This window comes from Paenibacillus sp. LjRoot56 (assembly GCF_964253335.1).
Taxonomy (GTDB): Bacteria; Bacillota; Bacilli; order Paenibacillales; family NBRC-103111; genus Paenibacillus_E; species Paenibacillus_E allorhizoplanae.
The window spans coordinates 1,295,403-1,312,854 of record NZ_CAXURV020000004.1 but is presented as its reverse complement, the minus strand read 5'-3'; the positions used below and the strand labels follow the sequence as shown (position 1 = coordinate 1,312,854).

11 protein-coding genes are annotated in these 17,452 nt (G+C 43.0%); 9 read left to right on the top strand and 2 right to left on the bottom strand.

Annotated elements, in window-relative coordinates; all coding sequences use genetic code 11:
- Positions 1–991 precede the first annotated feature (991 nt).
- From ACSQ8O_RS31635 to ACSQ8O_RS31615, 5 genes are all read left to right on the top strand, one after another.
- Positions 992–3,679, top strand: a complete 2,688-nt coding sequence (locus tag ACSQ8O_RS31635; RefSeq protein WP_436244886.1) for an endo-1,4-beta-xylanase — start codon at positions 992–994, stop codon at positions 3,677–3,679.
- Positions 3,680–4,020: 341 nt separating this feature from the next.
- The gene (locus tag ACSQ8O_RS31630; protein ID WP_436244885.1) at positions 4,021–4,491 is read left to right on the top strand and encodes a hypothetical protein; all 471 of its coding nucleotides are present in this window, start codon (positions 4,021–4,023) and stop codon (positions 4,489–4,491) included.
- A 180-nt stretch (positions 4,492–4,671) separates the two neighbouring features.
- Positions 4,672–5,331 (top strand): type 1 glutamine amidotransferase domain-containing protein, encoded by a 660-nt coding sequence (locus tag ACSQ8O_RS31625; protein WP_436244884.1) that lies wholly within the window; start codon positions 4,672–4,674, stop codon positions 5,329–5,331.
- Between the two features lie 155 nt (positions 5,332–5,486).
- Positions 5,487–6,518: an NADH:flavin oxidoreductase/NADH oxidase gene (locus ACSQ8O_RS31620; RefSeq protein WP_436244883.1), complete on the top strand. Its 1,032-nt coding sequence runs from the start codon at positions 5,487–5,489 to the stop codon at positions 6,516–6,518.
- Positions 6,519–6,767: 249 nt separating this feature from the next.
- Positions 6,768–7,652, top strand: a complete 885-nt coding sequence (locus tag ACSQ8O_RS31615) for a LysR family transcriptional regulator (protein ID WP_436244882.1) — start codon at positions 6,768–6,770, stop codon at positions 7,650–7,652.
- A gap of 63 nt (positions 7,653–7,715) precedes the next feature.
- On the opposite strand, the gene ACSQ8O_RS31610 is transcribed toward ACSQ8O_RS31615, so the two are convergent.
- Positions 7,716–10,079: a helix-turn-helix domain-containing protein gene (locus ACSQ8O_RS31610; RefSeq protein WP_436244881.1), complete on the bottom strand. Its 2,364-nt coding sequence runs from the start codon at positions 10,077–10,079 to the stop codon at positions 7,716–7,718.
- A 193-nt stretch (positions 10,080–10,272) separates the two neighbouring features.
- Here ACSQ8O_RS31610 and ACSQ8O_RS31605 point away from each other — a divergent pair, with 193 nt between their 5' ends.
- The 4 genes from ACSQ8O_RS31605 (at position 10,273) to ACSQ8O_RS31590 (ending at position 15,247) form a co-directional block, all read left to right on the top strand.
- A complete protein-coding gene (locus ACSQ8O_RS31605) occupies positions 10,273–11,304 on the top strand; it encodes an ABC transporter permease (protein WP_436244880.1) in 1,032 nt (343 codons plus the stop codon).
- A 13-nt stretch (positions 11,305–11,317) separates the two neighbouring features.
- Positions 11,318–12,187, top strand: coding sequence for a carbohydrate ABC transporter permease (locus ACSQ8O_RS31600; protein ID WP_436244879.1), 870 nt, complete (start codon positions 11,318–11,320; stop codon positions 12,185–12,187).
- A gap of 73 nt (positions 12,188–12,260) precedes the next feature.
- Positions 12,261–13,841 carry an ABC transporter substrate-binding protein gene (locus tag ACSQ8O_RS31595; protein ID WP_436244878.1) on the top strand — a complete coding sequence of 527 codons (1,581 nt, stop codon included), beginning with the start codon at positions 12,261–12,263 and terminating at the stop codon, positions 13,839–13,841.
- A gap of 131 nt (positions 13,842–13,972) precedes the next feature.
- Positions 13,973–15,247, top strand: a complete 1,275-nt coding sequence (locus ACSQ8O_RS31590) for a Gfo/Idh/MocA family protein (protein ID WP_436244877.1) — start codon at positions 13,973–13,975, stop codon at positions 15,245–15,247.
- 542 nt (positions 15,248–15,789) lie between these two features.
- Here the strand turns inward: ACSQ8O_RS31590 and ACSQ8O_RS31585 are convergent.
- A complete protein-coding gene (locus tag ACSQ8O_RS31585) occupies positions 15,790–17,361 on the bottom strand; it encodes a HEAT repeat domain-containing protein (RefSeq protein ID WP_436244876.1) in 1,572 nt (523 codons plus the stop codon).
- Positions 17,362–17,452 lie beyond the last annotated feature (91 nt).

Sequence of the window (17,452 nt, the reverse complement as noted above, 5' to 3'; positions counted from 1 at the left end):
TTCTAAGGTTTGTATATCATAATATCAATAGTCAATACAGAGTGGCAGAGATAAGAAAATAGTCTACACCGTCGGTGACAAACAGCTGAGCTGCATTCAATTGTTAAAGCTGTAGAAGGTCGAGACCTTGTATTCGCCTTGGTGAAAACGTTTTCACAATCTGCCCAACATTAGAGGGAGGTGTTTATATTGATCGTCAAGCCCGTACGACGTAACCCAAGGGACAAGTGCTCAGTAAGAAACGGAGGCATATTTGATGGTCAATTCATTAAAAAAACCAAAATCTTTAACAAAAACAACATTTTTATCAGTAAAGTTGTAAAAAATTCCGAAATCTAAAAATTTGGCGACTCTAAACCGAGATTGTAGAGGTTGTCTTAAGAAAAGGAGTAAAACGAAGATGAACCGTGAAAAACCATTAATCAACGTCTCCCGCATGCTAGTAGTCATCATGCTGTTCTCTTTATTCGCATTTGCCCCCGTCCCGGCCGCTGCAGCCGGAGGCGAACTGACACATGAACTGAACGACCTCATTGAACAAGCCGAAGCTTTAAAAATCGGCAACGAGGAATTCCCGCTCCAGATTAGCAACACTGTCGTTGGATCCGATGTGAACCAAGCTTTCCCATGGGTGTACGCCGACGAACTCAAAGATCTTAATAACGCGCTTGCGTTCGCGCGCGATGCGCTCACTCCCGCCGGCGAAGCCATAGCCAGCCTCGAAAACGCAATAGTGAGTTTCACTGGAAAAATCAAAGCGGACGGTTCAAATCCCTATTTCCGTCTTGATCCGGGTTCCGGTAAAATACCAGTAATAATTACCGCGCCAACAAATGCTTGGACCTCAAGAACTCCCCTTGACAACCGTGTCCCCGCCGACTTTGCTGGTGGTACATACAAAATGATTCCGTATCCTTTTGCAGATTCCCAAGGCAAGGCTGATGTGCTCCAGATCAATTACGTCCATAACGGAAAGACCACCTTCGGAGGAATGACTCTTCAATCTCCGTTGTCGCCGAGTGTAGATGTCCCCGCAGGCTCAACTATTGAGTTTGATGTGTTCTATCCCAAGAGCGCGCAGGGAAAATTCATGAGGTGGAGAATCAGGAATGCCGGCTCTGACATCGATTCCTACCTCAGGGAATACGAGTACAACAACCTTAACCCAGACTGGATTGGCAGCTACAACGGTGAAACTTGGTTGTTAAAGCATCACAGCATTACCGCCACAACAGGCACTTCCTCGAACTTCATTCTTGAGCTCCATGGCGAGAATGGGCGTCCCGCAGAAACTGGTATGCTTCTTGTCGCCAACATCAAAATAACCGCACCGGACCCTAACGGAGTTGCGCTTCCGAACGTTGTCAACAAGGAAAACCAGAGTGTCGTAACGCCTTTAAAGAATGTTTACAACAAGCAAAATGGCACGTTCATGGTCGGTACGATTGGAACCGGAGCAGTAACCGGAACCAGAGCCAATCACTATGAAATCTTTGTCGACGGCAACAATCTCAAGGCCGATGGAACGCATCCCCGCGGCCCAAGCTGGCTGAAAAGCGTTACTGGTGAGGCGCTGAGCGGCGCAACCACCACCCCTGGTATAGGTGAATACAGTTTCCCGACCAGCTCTTATCAAGCGATCAGGGATTCCGGAACTCCTGGACAGTATAAGTCTCACGCCCACGTTTTGGCATGGTACAACCAGGCCCCTGCATGGATGAGACAGATGATTCCCGCGACCCTTTCATTGGGATATAATGGAACAACCGATTACTACGGATTGGGCAACGGCGTTACAGCCACGGTTAAGGTAGACAAAGAAATGGCAAGAAGAGTGCAGTTTAACCACACAATGTATGTGATGCGGCACTTCCTGACCACAGACACGAAGTATGGCTCAAGTATATCCCGCGGAGTAATCCCCTTCAATTCATGGGACGTACTCAACGAAGAGGTCCATGAAAGCCGACACAGCGAAACCATCCCCGCGGATCCGAACAGTTGGAGACAGACACTCAAAAACACCAACTGGCTTTCTGCAATGTCGGATGATCTAATTGGCGGCGACATCTCCGAGCATTACATTTACTTGCTCTTCAAAAACGCGCACATCGCGGCCCCTAACACCAAGATGGCGGCGGCATACAAAGCCAACTACGCTAACCTTCCCGAGTACATGAAGCTCGACGGACACGACAACGTTGGCAGCATTGACGCGTATATCGTTAACGATCCTCCGAAACTGACCTATAACGATTACGACATTTCTAATCGCACCAAAGCGAGGACTGTATACAACATGGTTCGCGCACTGAACACCGCATGGCTCTCCGATCCGCTGTATGACGGAAGACCACTTATCGAAGACATCGGTATCCAGGGACACGATTCGATTGGAAAGACCCTTGCAAGCGATAACCAATATGCCATGGCCCTCTATGCTTCTCTCATTGACGAAGGCCTTCTTTCCGGTATTGCCTACTCAGAACTTGACCTTAAGATGCCGACTAACACGCCAGGCGGCGGCGCGGTCGCTCCCGCAGTGCTCAATGTGAGACAGTCTGACGCCCTTGGTTATGAGTACGCGCTGATGTACAAACTGTTCAATAGGTTCGCCCCTTACATCGATCACATCATCAGCTGGGGCGTAGCCGGATCAGGATGGCAGGGAAGCTATGTGCTGTTTGACAGTCAGAGCAATGCCAATGCCGGCTACTATGGCGCCGTGAATCCGGACAGATTCGTTCTTGGGCATTCATACCTGGATGATTTCTTTGCAGGCGAATACGAGAAACTTCAGAGCAGCTATGCAATTGACCTTGGCGATCTTGGAATCTATACACCCGGTACTGGAGAAACCAAATCGCTTACAGCAACAATCGCAGCTAACAACAGTGTGACACCTGGAAGTACTTTCACAGCAGCTGTTAGCCTGGATAGCGTGACACAAAGCGTGTACGCACAGGATATCACGCTAAGCTATGATTCCAGCGTATTCGATTATGTCAGTGCAGCGGGTGCAACCAGTAACATTCAGGTTCTGAGCGAAGATACTGCTACCCCTGGAAAAGTGAGAATCATTTCCGTGAATATCGGAGGGGGAGCTGGAACTAGCACACCTGTTTTGAATATAACTTTTAAGGTGAAGTCCGGTGTTCAAAATACAACTGGAACCATTGCAGTCTCTCAAGCGAAGACTGGCGGTCCTGATGGAACCGTAACCACTGCGGCACTGAGCAGCAAGACTATATCCGTTGGTGCTATTCAACTGGATAAAACTGCTTTGAATGCAGCAATTACGAGTGCACAATCCCTGTACAACGCGGCTATAGTAGGTACTCGACCTGGCCAATATCCGCAAGCAGCTAAAGACGCACTCCTTGGAGCAATTAACACAGCAATTGCTGTAAGAGACAATGCAAGCGCAACTCAAGCCCAAGTTGACAGTGCTCTCGCAGTACTCAACACCTCGATTGATACATTCAAAGCAACAGCTAATAAGTCTACAGACATAAACGGAGATGGCGACACCAACGTAGGTGACCTCGCGATTGTAGCTTATCACTATGGCAAGAACTCCACCAGCGCAGATTGGGCAAAAGCTAAGGTTGCTGATATGAACGCCGATAACAAAATTGATATCTGGGATCTTGCGTATGTCGCAACTACCATCAATTAATTCATTAACCCTATCGTAAAATAGCAATCCCAACTACAAAAAACTGCTGTAATGAAGGAGACCACTGAAAAAGTCCCCTAAATACAATCAAAGGTATAGCTTACTCAAAAATTGAGGATGCTGTACCTTTTTTTTCGATTCCAAAAGTTCCTTATAGATGCTATTACCACCCATTGAGATCAGCAATTGCGTAACCCTAAGCTTCACATGGGAGCAAGGAAATGGTTGTAACTAGTTGTCTAAGGAATTGTTAATTCTTCTGATGAGTTTTGTTATCCATCCGGTATTTCAAAGGATTTGTTAGAACTAACTTCTTGAATGTTCTGTTGAAATAAGTAAAGTTGTCAAAGCCTACGGCTGGAGCAATTTCGCTCATTTTTTTATTGATGCAAGTTGCACCTGATCTTGTTCATGACTTCGCTATTCGTGGTGGATATCGATTCGTACTAAATCAAATTGCCTATCCAGAAAAGATGACAGAAGGCAAGAGATATGTAATTCACCATTCTTGGAAGAACACAGGAGTAGGGAAATTACCAAACAGTTTAAAAAACTGGGGATACAAATATAAGCTTTCATTCGCATTATTGAATAAAGATATTTGTAATCTCGTTTATCAGATGCTCGATATGGCTGAATCATCAGATGGGTTGAAAGGTTTTGAATTTAAGTATCAATCTCGTTTTTGCCCTCGTGATGTCTCACCTGGCACCAATCATTTTGGGATAGCGAGCGTCAATACGGCAAACAAGTGTGAGTCAGAGATCAAACTAGCTATCGGCAATGAACGCACGAACCGGTTTTGTTTATAAGTCGTTCTAATAATAGCCTCTATCGAAGTGTGATTAAAACACGTGGATAGAGGTTTTTCTTACTATGTAATGTATAAATATTTTTATTGATAGACAACTATAATCTAATTGGATTTATAGAAGAACTGAAGATACAATAAGACCGTAACAACAAATCACAATCAGAGGAGAGAAATCAAAATGAAAAAAAATATATTAATCGTTGTCACCTCAGCCAATCAAATTAATAGCGAAAAGTCTACAGGACTTTGGCTTTCGGAATTTGCTGAGTCCTACATTGAGTTTTCCAAACATGGTTTTAACATCACAGTAGCTAGTCCTTTAGGAGGTAAAACTCCGATTGATAAAAATAGTTTGAGTGAAGAATTGCATCAAGAAATACTGGATACGGAGAAATTTCTTGCGGATACAATGAAACTGGATGGGGCAAAAGCTTCAGATTACGATGCTATTTTCTTGCCAGGCGGCCATGGGACGATGTTTGATTTGCCTGATAACGAAAACCTTCAATCTTTACTTAAAGAGTTTTATGAGTCCGGAAAAATTGTAGCCGCGGTATGCCACGGACCAGCTGGTTTGGTTAATGCAAAGTTATCGAATGGGAAATATTTAGTAGAAGGTAAACGAATTACAGCCTTTACAGATTCGGAAGAAAAAGCTGCTGGTTTAGATCAATATATGCCTTTCCTTTTGGAATCCAAACTTCGTCAATCTGGTTCTAGCTTTGTTACCGCACCGGATTGGAGCGACCATTACGAAGTTGACGGAAATTTGATAACAGGTCAAAATCCTCAATCAACAATTAGCGTAGCCAAAGAAATTATTGCCAAATTGAAATAAATAATCTGGAGTAGAAAAGGTTAAAGCTAAAACAGGACGACAGTTTGCAGTTGTCCTGTTTTATTTACATGTAAAAAATTAAATGGAGGAGTAACAAGGAAGATATTGAGACTATTTTAAGAAAATCATTATAACAATTTAAGGGGTGTTTTGTTTTGAGTAATCAACTGTTCTCTCCTTATAAACTTAAGGGATTAGAATTAAAAAATAGAGTTGTAATGGCTCCTATGTGTCAATACTCCGTAACCGCTAAGGATGGCAAACCAAACGAATGGCACTATGTTCATTATCTTAGCCGCGCCATAGGTGGGACAGGCCTAATCATCTTAGAAATGACAGACGTTGACCCAGATGGTCGAATCACGGATTTTGATCTAGGTTTGTGGTCCGATGAGCAGATTCCGGCATTTTCTAGAATCATCGAAGGTGTTCATGCTCATGGTGCGAAAATTGGAATTCAAATTGCTCATGCGGGTCTAAAAGCTGAAGATGCTACAGAACCTGTGGCCCCATCAGCAATAAAACTTCCAGAATCTCATTATAAGATGCCCCGGTCTCTTACAACTGATGAAGTTAAAGATATGATTCAACTCTTCGCCGATGCAACTCGCCGTGCCATCCATGCAGGCGTAGATATGATTGAACTTCATGGAGCCCATGGATATTTGATTCACCAATTTCATTCACCCTTAACCAATAAGCGCGAAGATGTTTACGGAAAGAATCTGGATAAATTTGGTGTTGAAGTGATTAAAGCCGTCAAAAAAGAAATGCCAGCAAACATGCCGTTAGTCTTCCGAATTTCTGCAGTTGAATATGCGGATGGCGGCTATGATATTGAGCATGCTATTGAGTTATGTAAAGCTTACCAAGCTGCTGGTGTTGATTCATTTCATGTAAGTTCTGGCGGGGAAGGACTGAAAGGAATAAGAAAGCCTGGCAACTATCCAGGCTACCAAGTGCCGTTCGCACGGAGGATCCGAGAATCTCTTAGAATACCTGTTATTGCTGTAGGCATGCTTGAGGAGCCGGCAATAGCAGAGTCAGTGATTGGCAATGAAGACGCAGATTTGGTGGCAATTGCACGCGGCATGCTTCGGGATCCTTATTGGGCAACAAATGCTGCCATTTCACTGAGAAGCGAAAATACCAACGTTCCAAAACAATATGAGAGGGCTTATCTATAAACAGACAGGTGAAAAATTTAAAAAAATGGGATCAGGAATGCAGTAATGAAAAAAGCGATTGCGAGATGAGGGAGTACCCACTAATAGTTCTCTGACTATCAGTAGGTACTCCCTCAAGCATGTTGGTTACACTAGAATTGGTTAACTAATAACCCCCATAAATATGTAGTGAGGTAACCGTCTGCAATTTATAGAAAAGGATATATAATAGATGTAATGAGACAGGATTGTACGAGAGGAACTTGTTCAATGGCTAATTTTGAATGGTATCGGAGTTTTATCAGTATTTATAAACATAATTCTGTATCGGAAGCGGCGAAGACACGGTTTCTGACGCAGCCTGCAATGAGTCAACATTTAGCCTCACTTGAAGCAGAGGTTGGTGAACCTTTGTTTACAAGAATATCGCGGAAAATGATTCCGACTGAACGTGGAAAAGAACTTTATACACAATTAGCACCTCTAATTGAGTCACTGGAGGAGGCAACGTTAAGTTTTAGAGCAGTCTCATCTCCCACACTGCCGATTGTGAAAATTGGCACTGCGCAAGAGTTTTTTAGAGAAAGAATTGCGCCATACCTCGGAAGCTTTAACATACGTGTAAATGCCTATTTCGGGTTGGCTTCTTATATTTTAGAATTATTAATTGATGATAAGGTCGATTTGATCGTGACTTCACAAAAGTATTCAGAGCCCGGCGTAGAGTATATTCAATTTGTAAAAGAAGAGTTTGTTGTAGTAGCACCATATCATTTTCATGAACCTGATTTTATTAACGCAAAACAGTTAGAATCGTGGCTGTGTTCACAAACATGGCTTAGTTACGGTCTTGAATTGCCTATCATCAGAAGATTTTGGAGGGAGAACTTTCAAAAACGTCCTCAACTGAAACCAGAACATGTATTACCCGATTTGCATATTATTTTGTCTGCAATCGAGCATGGTGCTGGAATTAGTTTATTGCCTTCTTACATGCTGGCAAGCGCCATACAAAACAATAAAGTAAAGATCATTTGTGAACCTAAAAAAGTAACTAATGATTTATATTTTGCTTATAAAATAAAAAATCGGAACATGCCCAAATTAATAATGATGATAGAAGCTCTTAAAATAGTGCAAAGAAAAGATGATTGACACCAATTAAATGCATCTTTTCGTCTTTTTAATCCAATTCGTATCGATATTTACATTCAAATATTAATCACTTTTGATTTTAACACCATTAAGCCGGTACTCCGTTAAAGACACCCCGAAATGCTTTTTGAAACTAGTGTAAAAATAATTGCTTTTTTCCATGCCGCACTTTTCCAAGATGTCAATGATGGGAAGCTGTGAATGTTCCAAATAATGTTTAAGCTTCTCCATTCGTACCACCGTAATGTACTCGGCGACAGATTTGCCAGTGGCATTTTTGAAGAGCTTGCCAAGATAAACGGAGGAAATGGCCAGCGTTTCCGCGCAGCTGATGAGCGTTAGATTTTTATCTTGGTAGCTTGCGTGAATCAGGGTCATGACACTTTTAACAATTTCATCTTTCTTATGATCCTTGGCCCCTTCTTTCAAGAGCACGATATCATCGATCAAGGAAAAAAAAGTTTCCTCCATTTCATCAAGTGTCTCTAATCCTGTTACTTTATGAAGAAAATCGATCGAAATGATGTTCATCTTGGCTTGCGTGCCTTCTGCAATTCGATTTAATTCGTTGTAAATGGCGTAGAACAGATAAATAATCGAGGTGATGATATTGTCATAAGTGGAACGCTCGATCAGCCGGATAATCTCTTTGTAGGCCTCCTTGGATGCTTTGCCGTTTCCGAGTTTCAGCGCATCGATGAGCTGTTTTTCTTTGGTCGTCGGGAACGTGAATCGTTCGCTGTCAACTTCTTTCAGAGTTTCGGGTGATAGGATACTAGCGTGCCCAAATCGGATTCTATACAAGGCAAGACTAACTGTTTCTTCATAGAGACTTTTGATTTGCTCAGGTGAGTTAATCACATAACCTAGTGTACCTGATATTGAAATGTTTAAATGCTTTGCAACATAGTGCTGGATGCTTTCGACAATGTCATGAAATGTGTGATAGAGTGTGCTGGAATCTGCCTCTGAGTTACTGATATTAGCCAAGACAATTAACTCATCGGCAGCGGAATCAATGACTTCATTGCCGTAATGGTCAGCCGTAAACTCTTTGGCGATGTTTGCGATTGCATACTTGTACAGAGAGCGATCCTTCTCACTATGCTTTAAAATGAAATTGTTATAGCCATCAATCTTCAACATAAACAAGAATAATGGTTCCGTAAATTTGACAGTAATGTCCAGGTCCTTGTCTGTATGAGAGATATGATTAGGAAGTACAAGGCTAGAGGAAGATAAGACATGCTTCAAGTATTCATTCTTTAATACGGGCATGCTGTTCCTTTTCATACTCTCCAAGGAGTCCGTTTTGTCCAGCATGCCACTGAAAGCACTAGCTAGGAATCCGACTTCATCAACGAATTTTTCGGATTTGTTGTTCGAATGAAGTCTATTCTTAATTCCGCTTGTGAGCTGACCAATAGGCCGATATAACTTTTTAGATGCGAGAAATGCGTAGAAGAGCCCTAGCAGTAATATAAGAGCGCAAAAAGTAACGGTGATGGTGCGGTTGCGTTTTACACTTGCAAATACAGCGTTATATGGCGTAATACTGACAAACTTCCACCCTAACTCATTGGAAGAAACATACGAGATCACGTGCTTTTCACCTTCAAAATTATCGAAAATAGTTCCAGATGAAGCCGCGGATGCGCTCATTTCTTTAAAATAGGAAAGATCACCAATGTTTTTCATAAACATCTCCGGTGAGGAATGACTGACAATTGAGCCGTTTTCATTGACTACGAATAGCTCGCTCCCATCTCTGCTCATGTTCTTATCGATAGACGACAGTGTCATACGGAGCCAATCAGCATCAACGTTTAGAATAATAGCATTGCTGTAATTTTCTCTGTAATCGCTTACATCGAATAACATATACGTGTACACATTGACCAAGTTCGAGTTGGCTTCAGCGTTAGCTTTAATTTTCCTTGATATCGGATAAAGGGTAGGTAGACTCTTAATGTTCTGTAGGTTGCCTAGCCATCGCGTGATTTCTTTATCGTAGAAGTCGGCGCTGTTATAAAAAGTATCTGAAGGCGTGGCAATCATGGTGTCAGTTTTACGATTATAAATGTATGCGGAATGTATATATGTATTCGGGATCGCGAGTGAACTTAGAGTTTGAATCGCCTTGCTAGTTATTAAAATATCTTCTTCGTTACTGTTGGCGAAAGCTATGAGGGGATTATTTAAAGAAAGTGTTTGGCAAAACTTCTTAGCCAGTGTATCCATGTAAATGGCGCTATAGCTCGTTTTGGACAAGATATCGGTTTTCATTTCCTTCAGCATGTTGATGGAAGAGGACGTGTAGTTATAGTACAGCAATGATGAAAGCACCAAAATTAAAGAAGTGATGATGACAACGAATGAAATGAGTAACTGATTAAAAATACTGGTACGGGTATTTATTGTAACCAACGTAACCACCTCGATTGTAAAATGCTTTCAATATTGTCATGTTTAGTTTAGCCGATTCTGCCCATTTCGAAAAGACATGGTGGAGAAAGAAGCCCTCTTTCATCATTTTTTAGAGATTTGCTAATTTTCGGAGAAGGTTCAGCATTAAAAATTGGAGATATATTGAATTGTTATTGTTTCAATTCGCGATTTCATGGATTACGATAAGTCTACGAAAGCATCCAATACTGGAGGAGATAACCCTATGAGGTCGACGGCCGTAAAGTCTAAAATGTATGCAATGAAAAAACGAAGGCGAAGAGCTCTTCCAGTGGTTAGTGAATTGATTAAAAACAAAACCTTTTATGCCATGATGCTTCCCGGTCTTCTTTTCATCCTTATTATCTACTATATGCCGATGTTCGGGGTGGTTATCGCATTTCAACAATATAACCCGTTCAAAGGAATTTTCGGTAGCCCTTGGATCGGATTTAAGAATTTTGAGTTTCTGTTCAAATCAGATGCCATTTACCAAATTACGTTTAATACGATCTTCTATAATCTTATCTTCATTATTCTTGGGATAGGTCTTGCGTTAGTGGTCGCCATTCTGATCGATGAAATCGGAAATCGTTTTCTTGCGGGGGCCTACAAAAGTATATTGCTGCTTCCTTATCTCTTGTCGTGGGTGGTGGCTGAATATTTATTAAATTCCTTTCTGAGTCTGGATAGAGGCATTATCAATCAATTGCTTCAATTCGTGGGAGCAGATCCTGTTCAGTGGTACTCGGAGCCAATGTACTGGCGATTTATTTTACCTGCTGCCTATGTGTGGAAAAATGTAGGTTACTTTGCAGTTATTTTTGCAGCTGGAATCGCTGGCATTTCAAGTGAATACTACGAAGCGGCTAAAATGGACGGGGCCAGTAAGTTTCAACAAGCCATTCGGATTACAATTCCGCTGCTCGCCCCGATTACGATTACACTCGTGCTTTTACAGGCAGGGAAAATCTTTTATGCGGGATTTGGGGATTGGGGTATGTTTTATAACCTGCCCAAGGAATCCGGTGTTTTGTTTAGCACTACGAATGTAATTGATACTTACGTATATAGATCGTTGAAAAAAATGAGCGATTTCGGTATGTCCTCCGCTGTCGGCTTATACCAGTCTTGCGTCGGCTTCATTCTCGTCGTCGCTTCCAATTACGTGATTCGTCGATACGATCGCGACAGTTCCTTGTTCTAGGAGGTTTACCCCAATGAAGCAGCTTTCCTTCTCACGAATCTCGTTGAATGTTGTTTTTTTCTTGTATTCGGCTCTGTCCTTAATTCCACTACTAATCATCTTATCCGTTTCGTTCACTGACGAGCAGTCGATCTTTCAGAGCGGATACGGGTTAGTGCCACAAAAATTCAGCTTGAATGCTTATTCCTACATTCTTGCAGGGAATTCGCCAATCATCAGGGCATACTTGGTTACCATTTTTGTTACACTTGCAGGAACAGCGCTGCATTTGATTATATCCTCAATGTTTGCCTACAGTCTTTCGAGGAATGAAGTAAAGTACAAAAATATTGCCTCATTTCTGGTTGTATTCTGCCTTTTATTTAATGGAGGCTTAGTACCATGGTATATCTTGCTATCTAAATATTTACACCTGAAAGATACGATATTCGTGTTGTTTGTGCCTTATCTGGTATCCTCTGTTAACGTTCTCATCATGAGGAATTTCTTTAGAACGATCCCTGATTCAATCATTGAATCCGCACGCATTGACGGGTCCGGCGAGTTCAATACGTTTATCAAGCTTGTTATTCCCTTATCAACGCCTGTACTAGCAACAATTGGTCTATTCGTAGCCGTGTTTTATTGGAATGACTGGTTCACAGCAGCGATTCTCGTTGAAGACAGCAAGTTGTATACGCTTCAGTTCCTGCTGCAATCCATCATGAATAACATTGCCTTCTTACAAGGAAACGCTTTGACTGTGCGAGCAGCCGCCATGATGCCGGATGAAACGGCCAGAATGGCAACCTGCGTGTTAGCCGTAGGGCCCATCGTGCTCACGTATCCTTTTCTGCAAAAATATTTCGTCAAAGGATTAACGCTTGGCGCAGTCAAATCGTAAGGCTGGCTTTACCGGGAAGCACGATGCACCCGTTAAGCATAAATAAGACATTAACATGGAGGTCAAAATCAATATGGTGAAAATGAAAAAAGCGCTAGGTATGACTGCAGCTCTATCCATTGTACTTGCAGGCTGTGGGTCAAATGAACCCGTTCAAACGGCTTTGCAAGAAACAGTAAAACCGGCTGAAACAGCAGCCGCTGTCGCAGCTCAGTCTACTCCAGAACCATTGAAACCAGTAGAACTGACGTATTATTTTCCGAATTCACCTCAGAAGGATCTCCAAACTGTTGAAGATGCTCTAAACAAGCTAGTTAAACCGAAAATCAATGCAACTGTACATCTCAAACTCATCGATTGGGGAGCATACGAGGAAAAAATGAAAGTTGTCATGGCATCCGGTGAGCCGTATGATCTCGTCTGGACAGCTGCAGGCTTCAACAACTATTTCCAAAACGTTGCTAACGGGGCTTATGCTCCGCTGGACGATCTTATTACCAAATATGCGCCAGACACGAAAAAGGGCATTCCCGACATGTTCTGGAACGCTGTGAAGGTGAAAGGGAAAACGTATGGTGTTCCTGTCTTCCAGCAATCAACAGCGGGTTATGGCTATTTAATTCAGAAGGCAGTGGCGGATAAATATAAAATGGACTGGAAATCGGTGAAAAAGCTGTCCGATCTAACACCATTCCTCGAAACTGTGAAGAAGAACGAGCCTAATCTCATTCCATGGGAATATTCCCAAAACAGCGACGCTTTCTTTACAGCACCGCCGATGTTCGGTATGGAATCTCTAGGCGACACAAAGACACCTGGTGATCTTTATTTGAAAGACGGCGCGAAAGTTATTAACCAGTACGAAACGCCAGAATTCAAAGAATACATCACCATGATGAGAGACTGGTTCACAAAAGGATATTTGAGAAAAGATGCAGCCACCTTGAAAGAAACTGGTGCAGATCGCAAGGCAGGTAAGAATGCGCTGCAGCTCGGTCAAATCGATATCGACTCACAAGGATTTGAGCAAGCTGGTTTGGCAGCGACAGGAAGAATGTCGAATTTCAACCCAGATACGCAATCCTATGATTTGCAATTTGTAAAGCCGCTGCTCACGACTGACAAAGCTGCTGCGACGATGACAGCCATTGCCGCTAATTCGCCAAATAAAGAACGCGCGATGATGTTCCTTAATCTGCTCAATACAGACAAAGACATCTATAATACACTTGTTTGGGGTGTTGATGGCAAGCATTACAAGAAAGTTGCGGATAATCGGATTGAAACGAATAAAGATGGCGGGTACCAAATCTTTGCGCCTTGGGAATTCGGTAACATGAAGCTGACGTACATTTTTGAAGGTGACCCTAAGGGTGGGGAAGTAAACAACAAGTTCACGAATATGTGGGTGGATCTCAATATGAAAGCAACACCATCCAACGCGCTCGGCTTTGTCTTTGATTTTACGCCAGTGAAGTCAGAGAAGGCGAACGTGGATGCGGCCGTCGATGAGCTTTACTACGCGCTTGCCAGCGGTTCCATTGATCCAGAGAAATACTTACCGCAATTCCTGGATAAATTGAAAAAGGCAGGTGCTGACAAAATTATCGCTGAGAAGCAAAAACAATTAGATGCATGGAAAGCGACCAAATAAATAAGTCTGTTCAAAGGAATGTGAACTCGTTTACTGGAAAACTGCGTAGAGGACACTATTCTATGCAGTTTTCTGCTTTTATGAAAAGTTATTAGAGAAAAGTGTATTTTAAGCCAAGGAGAGATTATGTAATGGGAAAAATAACAGCAGTCTTGATCGGAGCTGGACAAAGAGGTGCAGGTGCGTATGCGCCCTACGCCTTGGAGCATCCGGATGACATACAATTCGTCGCAGTAGCGGAGGCGGATGCTGAGCGCAGAGATCGCTTTCAGCAAACACATCATATTGCTGGCGAATGTAGCTTTGCGAGCTGGGAGGAGTTGCTGGCAGGACCTAAGCTTGCGGATGCCGTACTCATTTGTACACAGGACAACATGCACTTCGTACCTACGATTCAGGCATTGGAGAAGGGGTACCATGTGCTTTTGGAAAAACCAATGTCTCCTGACCCTGCGGAATGCTTGATCATGGCGGATTACGCGGAATCCTGCAATCGTGTGTTTTCGATTTGTCATGTGCTGCGATATACGGACTTTTTCGCCACGTTGAAAGGGATTATTTCGGATGGGAGAATTGGTAAGTTGGTTTCTATTCAACATACGGAAAATGTGGAACATCGCCACCAAGCGCATAGTTTTGTGAGAGGCAACTGGCGCGATGCAACGAAGTCCAGTCCAATGATTCTCGCTAAGAGCTGCCATGATATGGACGTTCTGCAATGGCTGGTTGATGCGGAGTGTACGAAAGTATCATCCTTTGGCTCGTTAACCCATTTTCGCCAAAATAATGCCCCTGAAGGTGCACCCACACGTTGTTTGGACGGATGCCCGGTACAAGAGACATGCCCCTACTACGCGCCTAAAATGTACATAGAAAGGGACGATTGGGTAGGTACTGTGCTGCGGCAAGTTATCAGCAATGATACGAGCGACGAGGGCGTGCTTCAAGCCTTGCAGGATGGCCCGTATGGAAGATGCGTCTACCATTGTGATAATAACGTAGTTGATCATCAGGTCGTCAATTTGGAATTTGCGAATGAGGTGACCGTTGCTTTTACAATGAGTGCTTTTACATTCGAAGGCGGTAGGTCATTGAAAATTATGGGGACACTGGGCCAGATCAGAGGCGATATGGAGAAAAATGAAATCGAGGTGACTAGCTTTATCACCCGTGAGAAGGAAATAATCCGTCTAGATACAAATTTAGCTGGGCATGGCGGTGGCGATGTGGGTATCATGCGGGATTTCGTTCGCCTCGTTCGAAGCGATGGCAAGGAAAAGAGTCTTACTGGCGCGCAGGTTTCGGCGCAAAGTCATCTTCTTGCTTTTGCTGCTGAAAAGTCAAGATTGGAAAGTCGCGTTATTATTATGACAGATTATAAGTCTGAACTGAAAAACAACGCATAAGTGGCTCTCGCACATGTTACTTGCGACTGAGCGACACCATAAATAAACTGTACACTTAAAATAATGTGCAAATCGGGTGAAATATGATCTGGCTTCATTACTATTCAAAATTCAAAGACGAGCACGATTACGGATGAAGTCAACCGTCAAAAGCAGGAGAGGAATTCTGATAAACTCGATCGGCAACAAGTATTGGACCCCCAGCTGAATCTGAATTTGGGAAGCATATAGCCCTTCTTGTGGAAACAACCATGCAAGAATAAACACGACTGGGGCTACCATCCAGATTGAATGTTTCCATCGTTTTATTCCTGATAATTGAGAAATACCATAACCACTGCTCAATATGCCGATTCTTGGAGCCTCAGGTCTATTCGGTTGTCCACTGATCATTTGGATTTAGAAAGAACAAAGGAACTAAGCGATTGAACGTGCTTAGTTCCTTTGCGTTGAATCCCCCAGTTCTTTCTTAAGCAGTTTGCGGTCAAGTAATTCGACAGAAAGCTTAAGAAAGCACGAGTATTTCCCCTTTAAATTGCATCCTAGAAAGTACTAGCCTTGTTTGTATCCTGGCACCAGCGAGAAGAGCGAAGAGATCGGATCAAGATATCGACTGCTTCTTCCGTTCGTAGATGGGTTAGTGCTTCCACAGCATAGGCTCTGACGTATCGGTCCTTACTATATAGTGCTTGTTCAAGGGAGCGAACAGCCTCACTCACGTTCCCAACTTTACCAATACGCAGCAGTGAAAGTGCTGCCGTATATCCGATTTTATTGGTAATGTAAGGTTGAAATCCGACTTTCAGCTTTTCCGACTCCAGTTTACTAGCGTTGGCATCAAACTCATTTCGTAAAGAATCTTGCAATACTTTCGCTATAGCGGAAACTATTTGTTCACCAGGATCCTTGATCATCCCTATTGCTTCAACCGCATTTCGGCGTACCCATTCACTCTCATCCTGTAAGCTGGTTATCAGTGAAGGTACCACTTCACCGTCAGATGAGCCTATCATGCCGAGTACGAAAATGGCTAGCGCCCTACGGTGATCATTCTCATGTTTCAACGTGCGGAGTAGCTCGGGAATAGCCTCAGTACCAGCTCCTTGCAACCCGTATGCGGCACGTTCTGCAGTTAGGTTCGATCCTTCAGTTATATGCTTAATTAAAGTTTCGATACCTGGTTCGCCAAGTTGTCCTAGCGCATAGGCTGCGTTCAAAGCAGTCGTTTCCACTGGATCTTGCAATAGCTTCCCTAATGATGGAGCACAGGAAGCTGCGGCTATACCTATAAGCCCCATTTCATCTGCTGCACTTCCGCGATCTGTCGCGTCTTCTGCTTCAAGCTGCTGCTTTAGTGCTAATAAGCGCTCTTCAGATACAGCTGAACGAACTTGGTTCGGTGTACTTTCTCCGCGCAGCCATTGCCATACATCCTGCCATAACGTCCAGTGGGTAGCAGGTGTTCCTTCTGGTACAACCATCTCTGCATGTTGATGATTCCAGCTCGGCCTAGTCGGTGCACTCAATCTGAGGAATTGAAACTTAAGCATATATCGATCTAGGTTTGAGATATTAAGTGAAGCTTTATGCCACAAGTCAAAATGCACTAATACCATTGTACCTGCCTTGCCGGTGGGCAATAACGTCTCACCTCGGTCACCGAGAAATTTTTCGTAATACTGGCTACCTGGCATGATCGCGGTAGGCCCTAAATCCTCAGTAACATCTTGGGTGTAATAGAAGAGCATAGCCCACCACGGTCGATGACTGCGCATGGAGGACCAGTATCCATCTTTGTGCCATTGTCCGCCACCAGGCATTTCGCTACCCGGTCGGTTGTAATGACAGTGGCGATGTGGGTGCATGTAGTAATCTGAGCCTAGTACACTGCTTAAGGCACCCTTGACGGTTGGCGTATCAAATAGGTGCTGAATATCTGGAACACGAGGGAGAATGTTATTTCCTGGATTATGTTCATTATGCAAAACATAATTAATCTGGTTCATGATGCTGAGATGAAGTTCGTTCGGCAGCTCGTTCTGAATGATAAGATAACCTTTCGTAATAAAGTGCATCATTTGTTTATCTGTCAATAAGTAGTTACTGTCTATCATTGCAAATCCTCCTTGTAAATCGTTGTTTATACGATAAACATTACAATGTTTGGAGTCGTTTGTATTTGCAAAATCGTCAAAAATTTGTACA

Coding starts and splice junctions, on each gene's coding strand:
- ACSQ8O_RS31635 (WP_436244886.1), top strand. CDS start 992: ATGACTCTTCAATCTCCGTTGTCGCCGAGTGTAGATGTCCCCGCAGGC.
- ACSQ8O_RS31625 (WP_436244884.1), top strand. CDS start 4,672: ATGAAAAAAAATATATTAATCGTTGTCACCTCAGCCAATCAAATTAAT.
- ACSQ8O_RS31615 (WP_436244882.1), top strand. CDS start 6,768: ATGGCTAATTTTGAATGGTATCGGAGTTTTATCAGTATTTATAAACAT.
- ACSQ8O_RS31605 (WP_436244880.1), top strand. CDS start 10,273: ATGGATTACGATAAGTCTACGAAAGCATCCAATACTGGAGGAGATAAC.
- ACSQ8O_RS31600 (WP_436244879.1), top strand. CDS start 11,318: ATGAAGCAGCTTTCCTTCTCACGAATCTCGTTGAATGTTGTTTTTTTC.
- ACSQ8O_RS31595 (WP_436244878.1), top strand. CDS start 12,261: ATGGTGAAAATGAAAAAAGCGCTAGGTATGACTGCAGCTCTATCCATT.
- ACSQ8O_RS31590 (WP_436244877.1), top strand. CDS start 13,973: ATGGGAAAAATAACAGCAGTCTTGATCGGAGCTGGACAAAGAGGTGCA.
- ACSQ8O_RS31585 (WP_436244876.1), bottom strand. CDS start 17,361: ATGATAGACAGTAACTACTTATTGACAGATAAACAAATGATGCACTTT.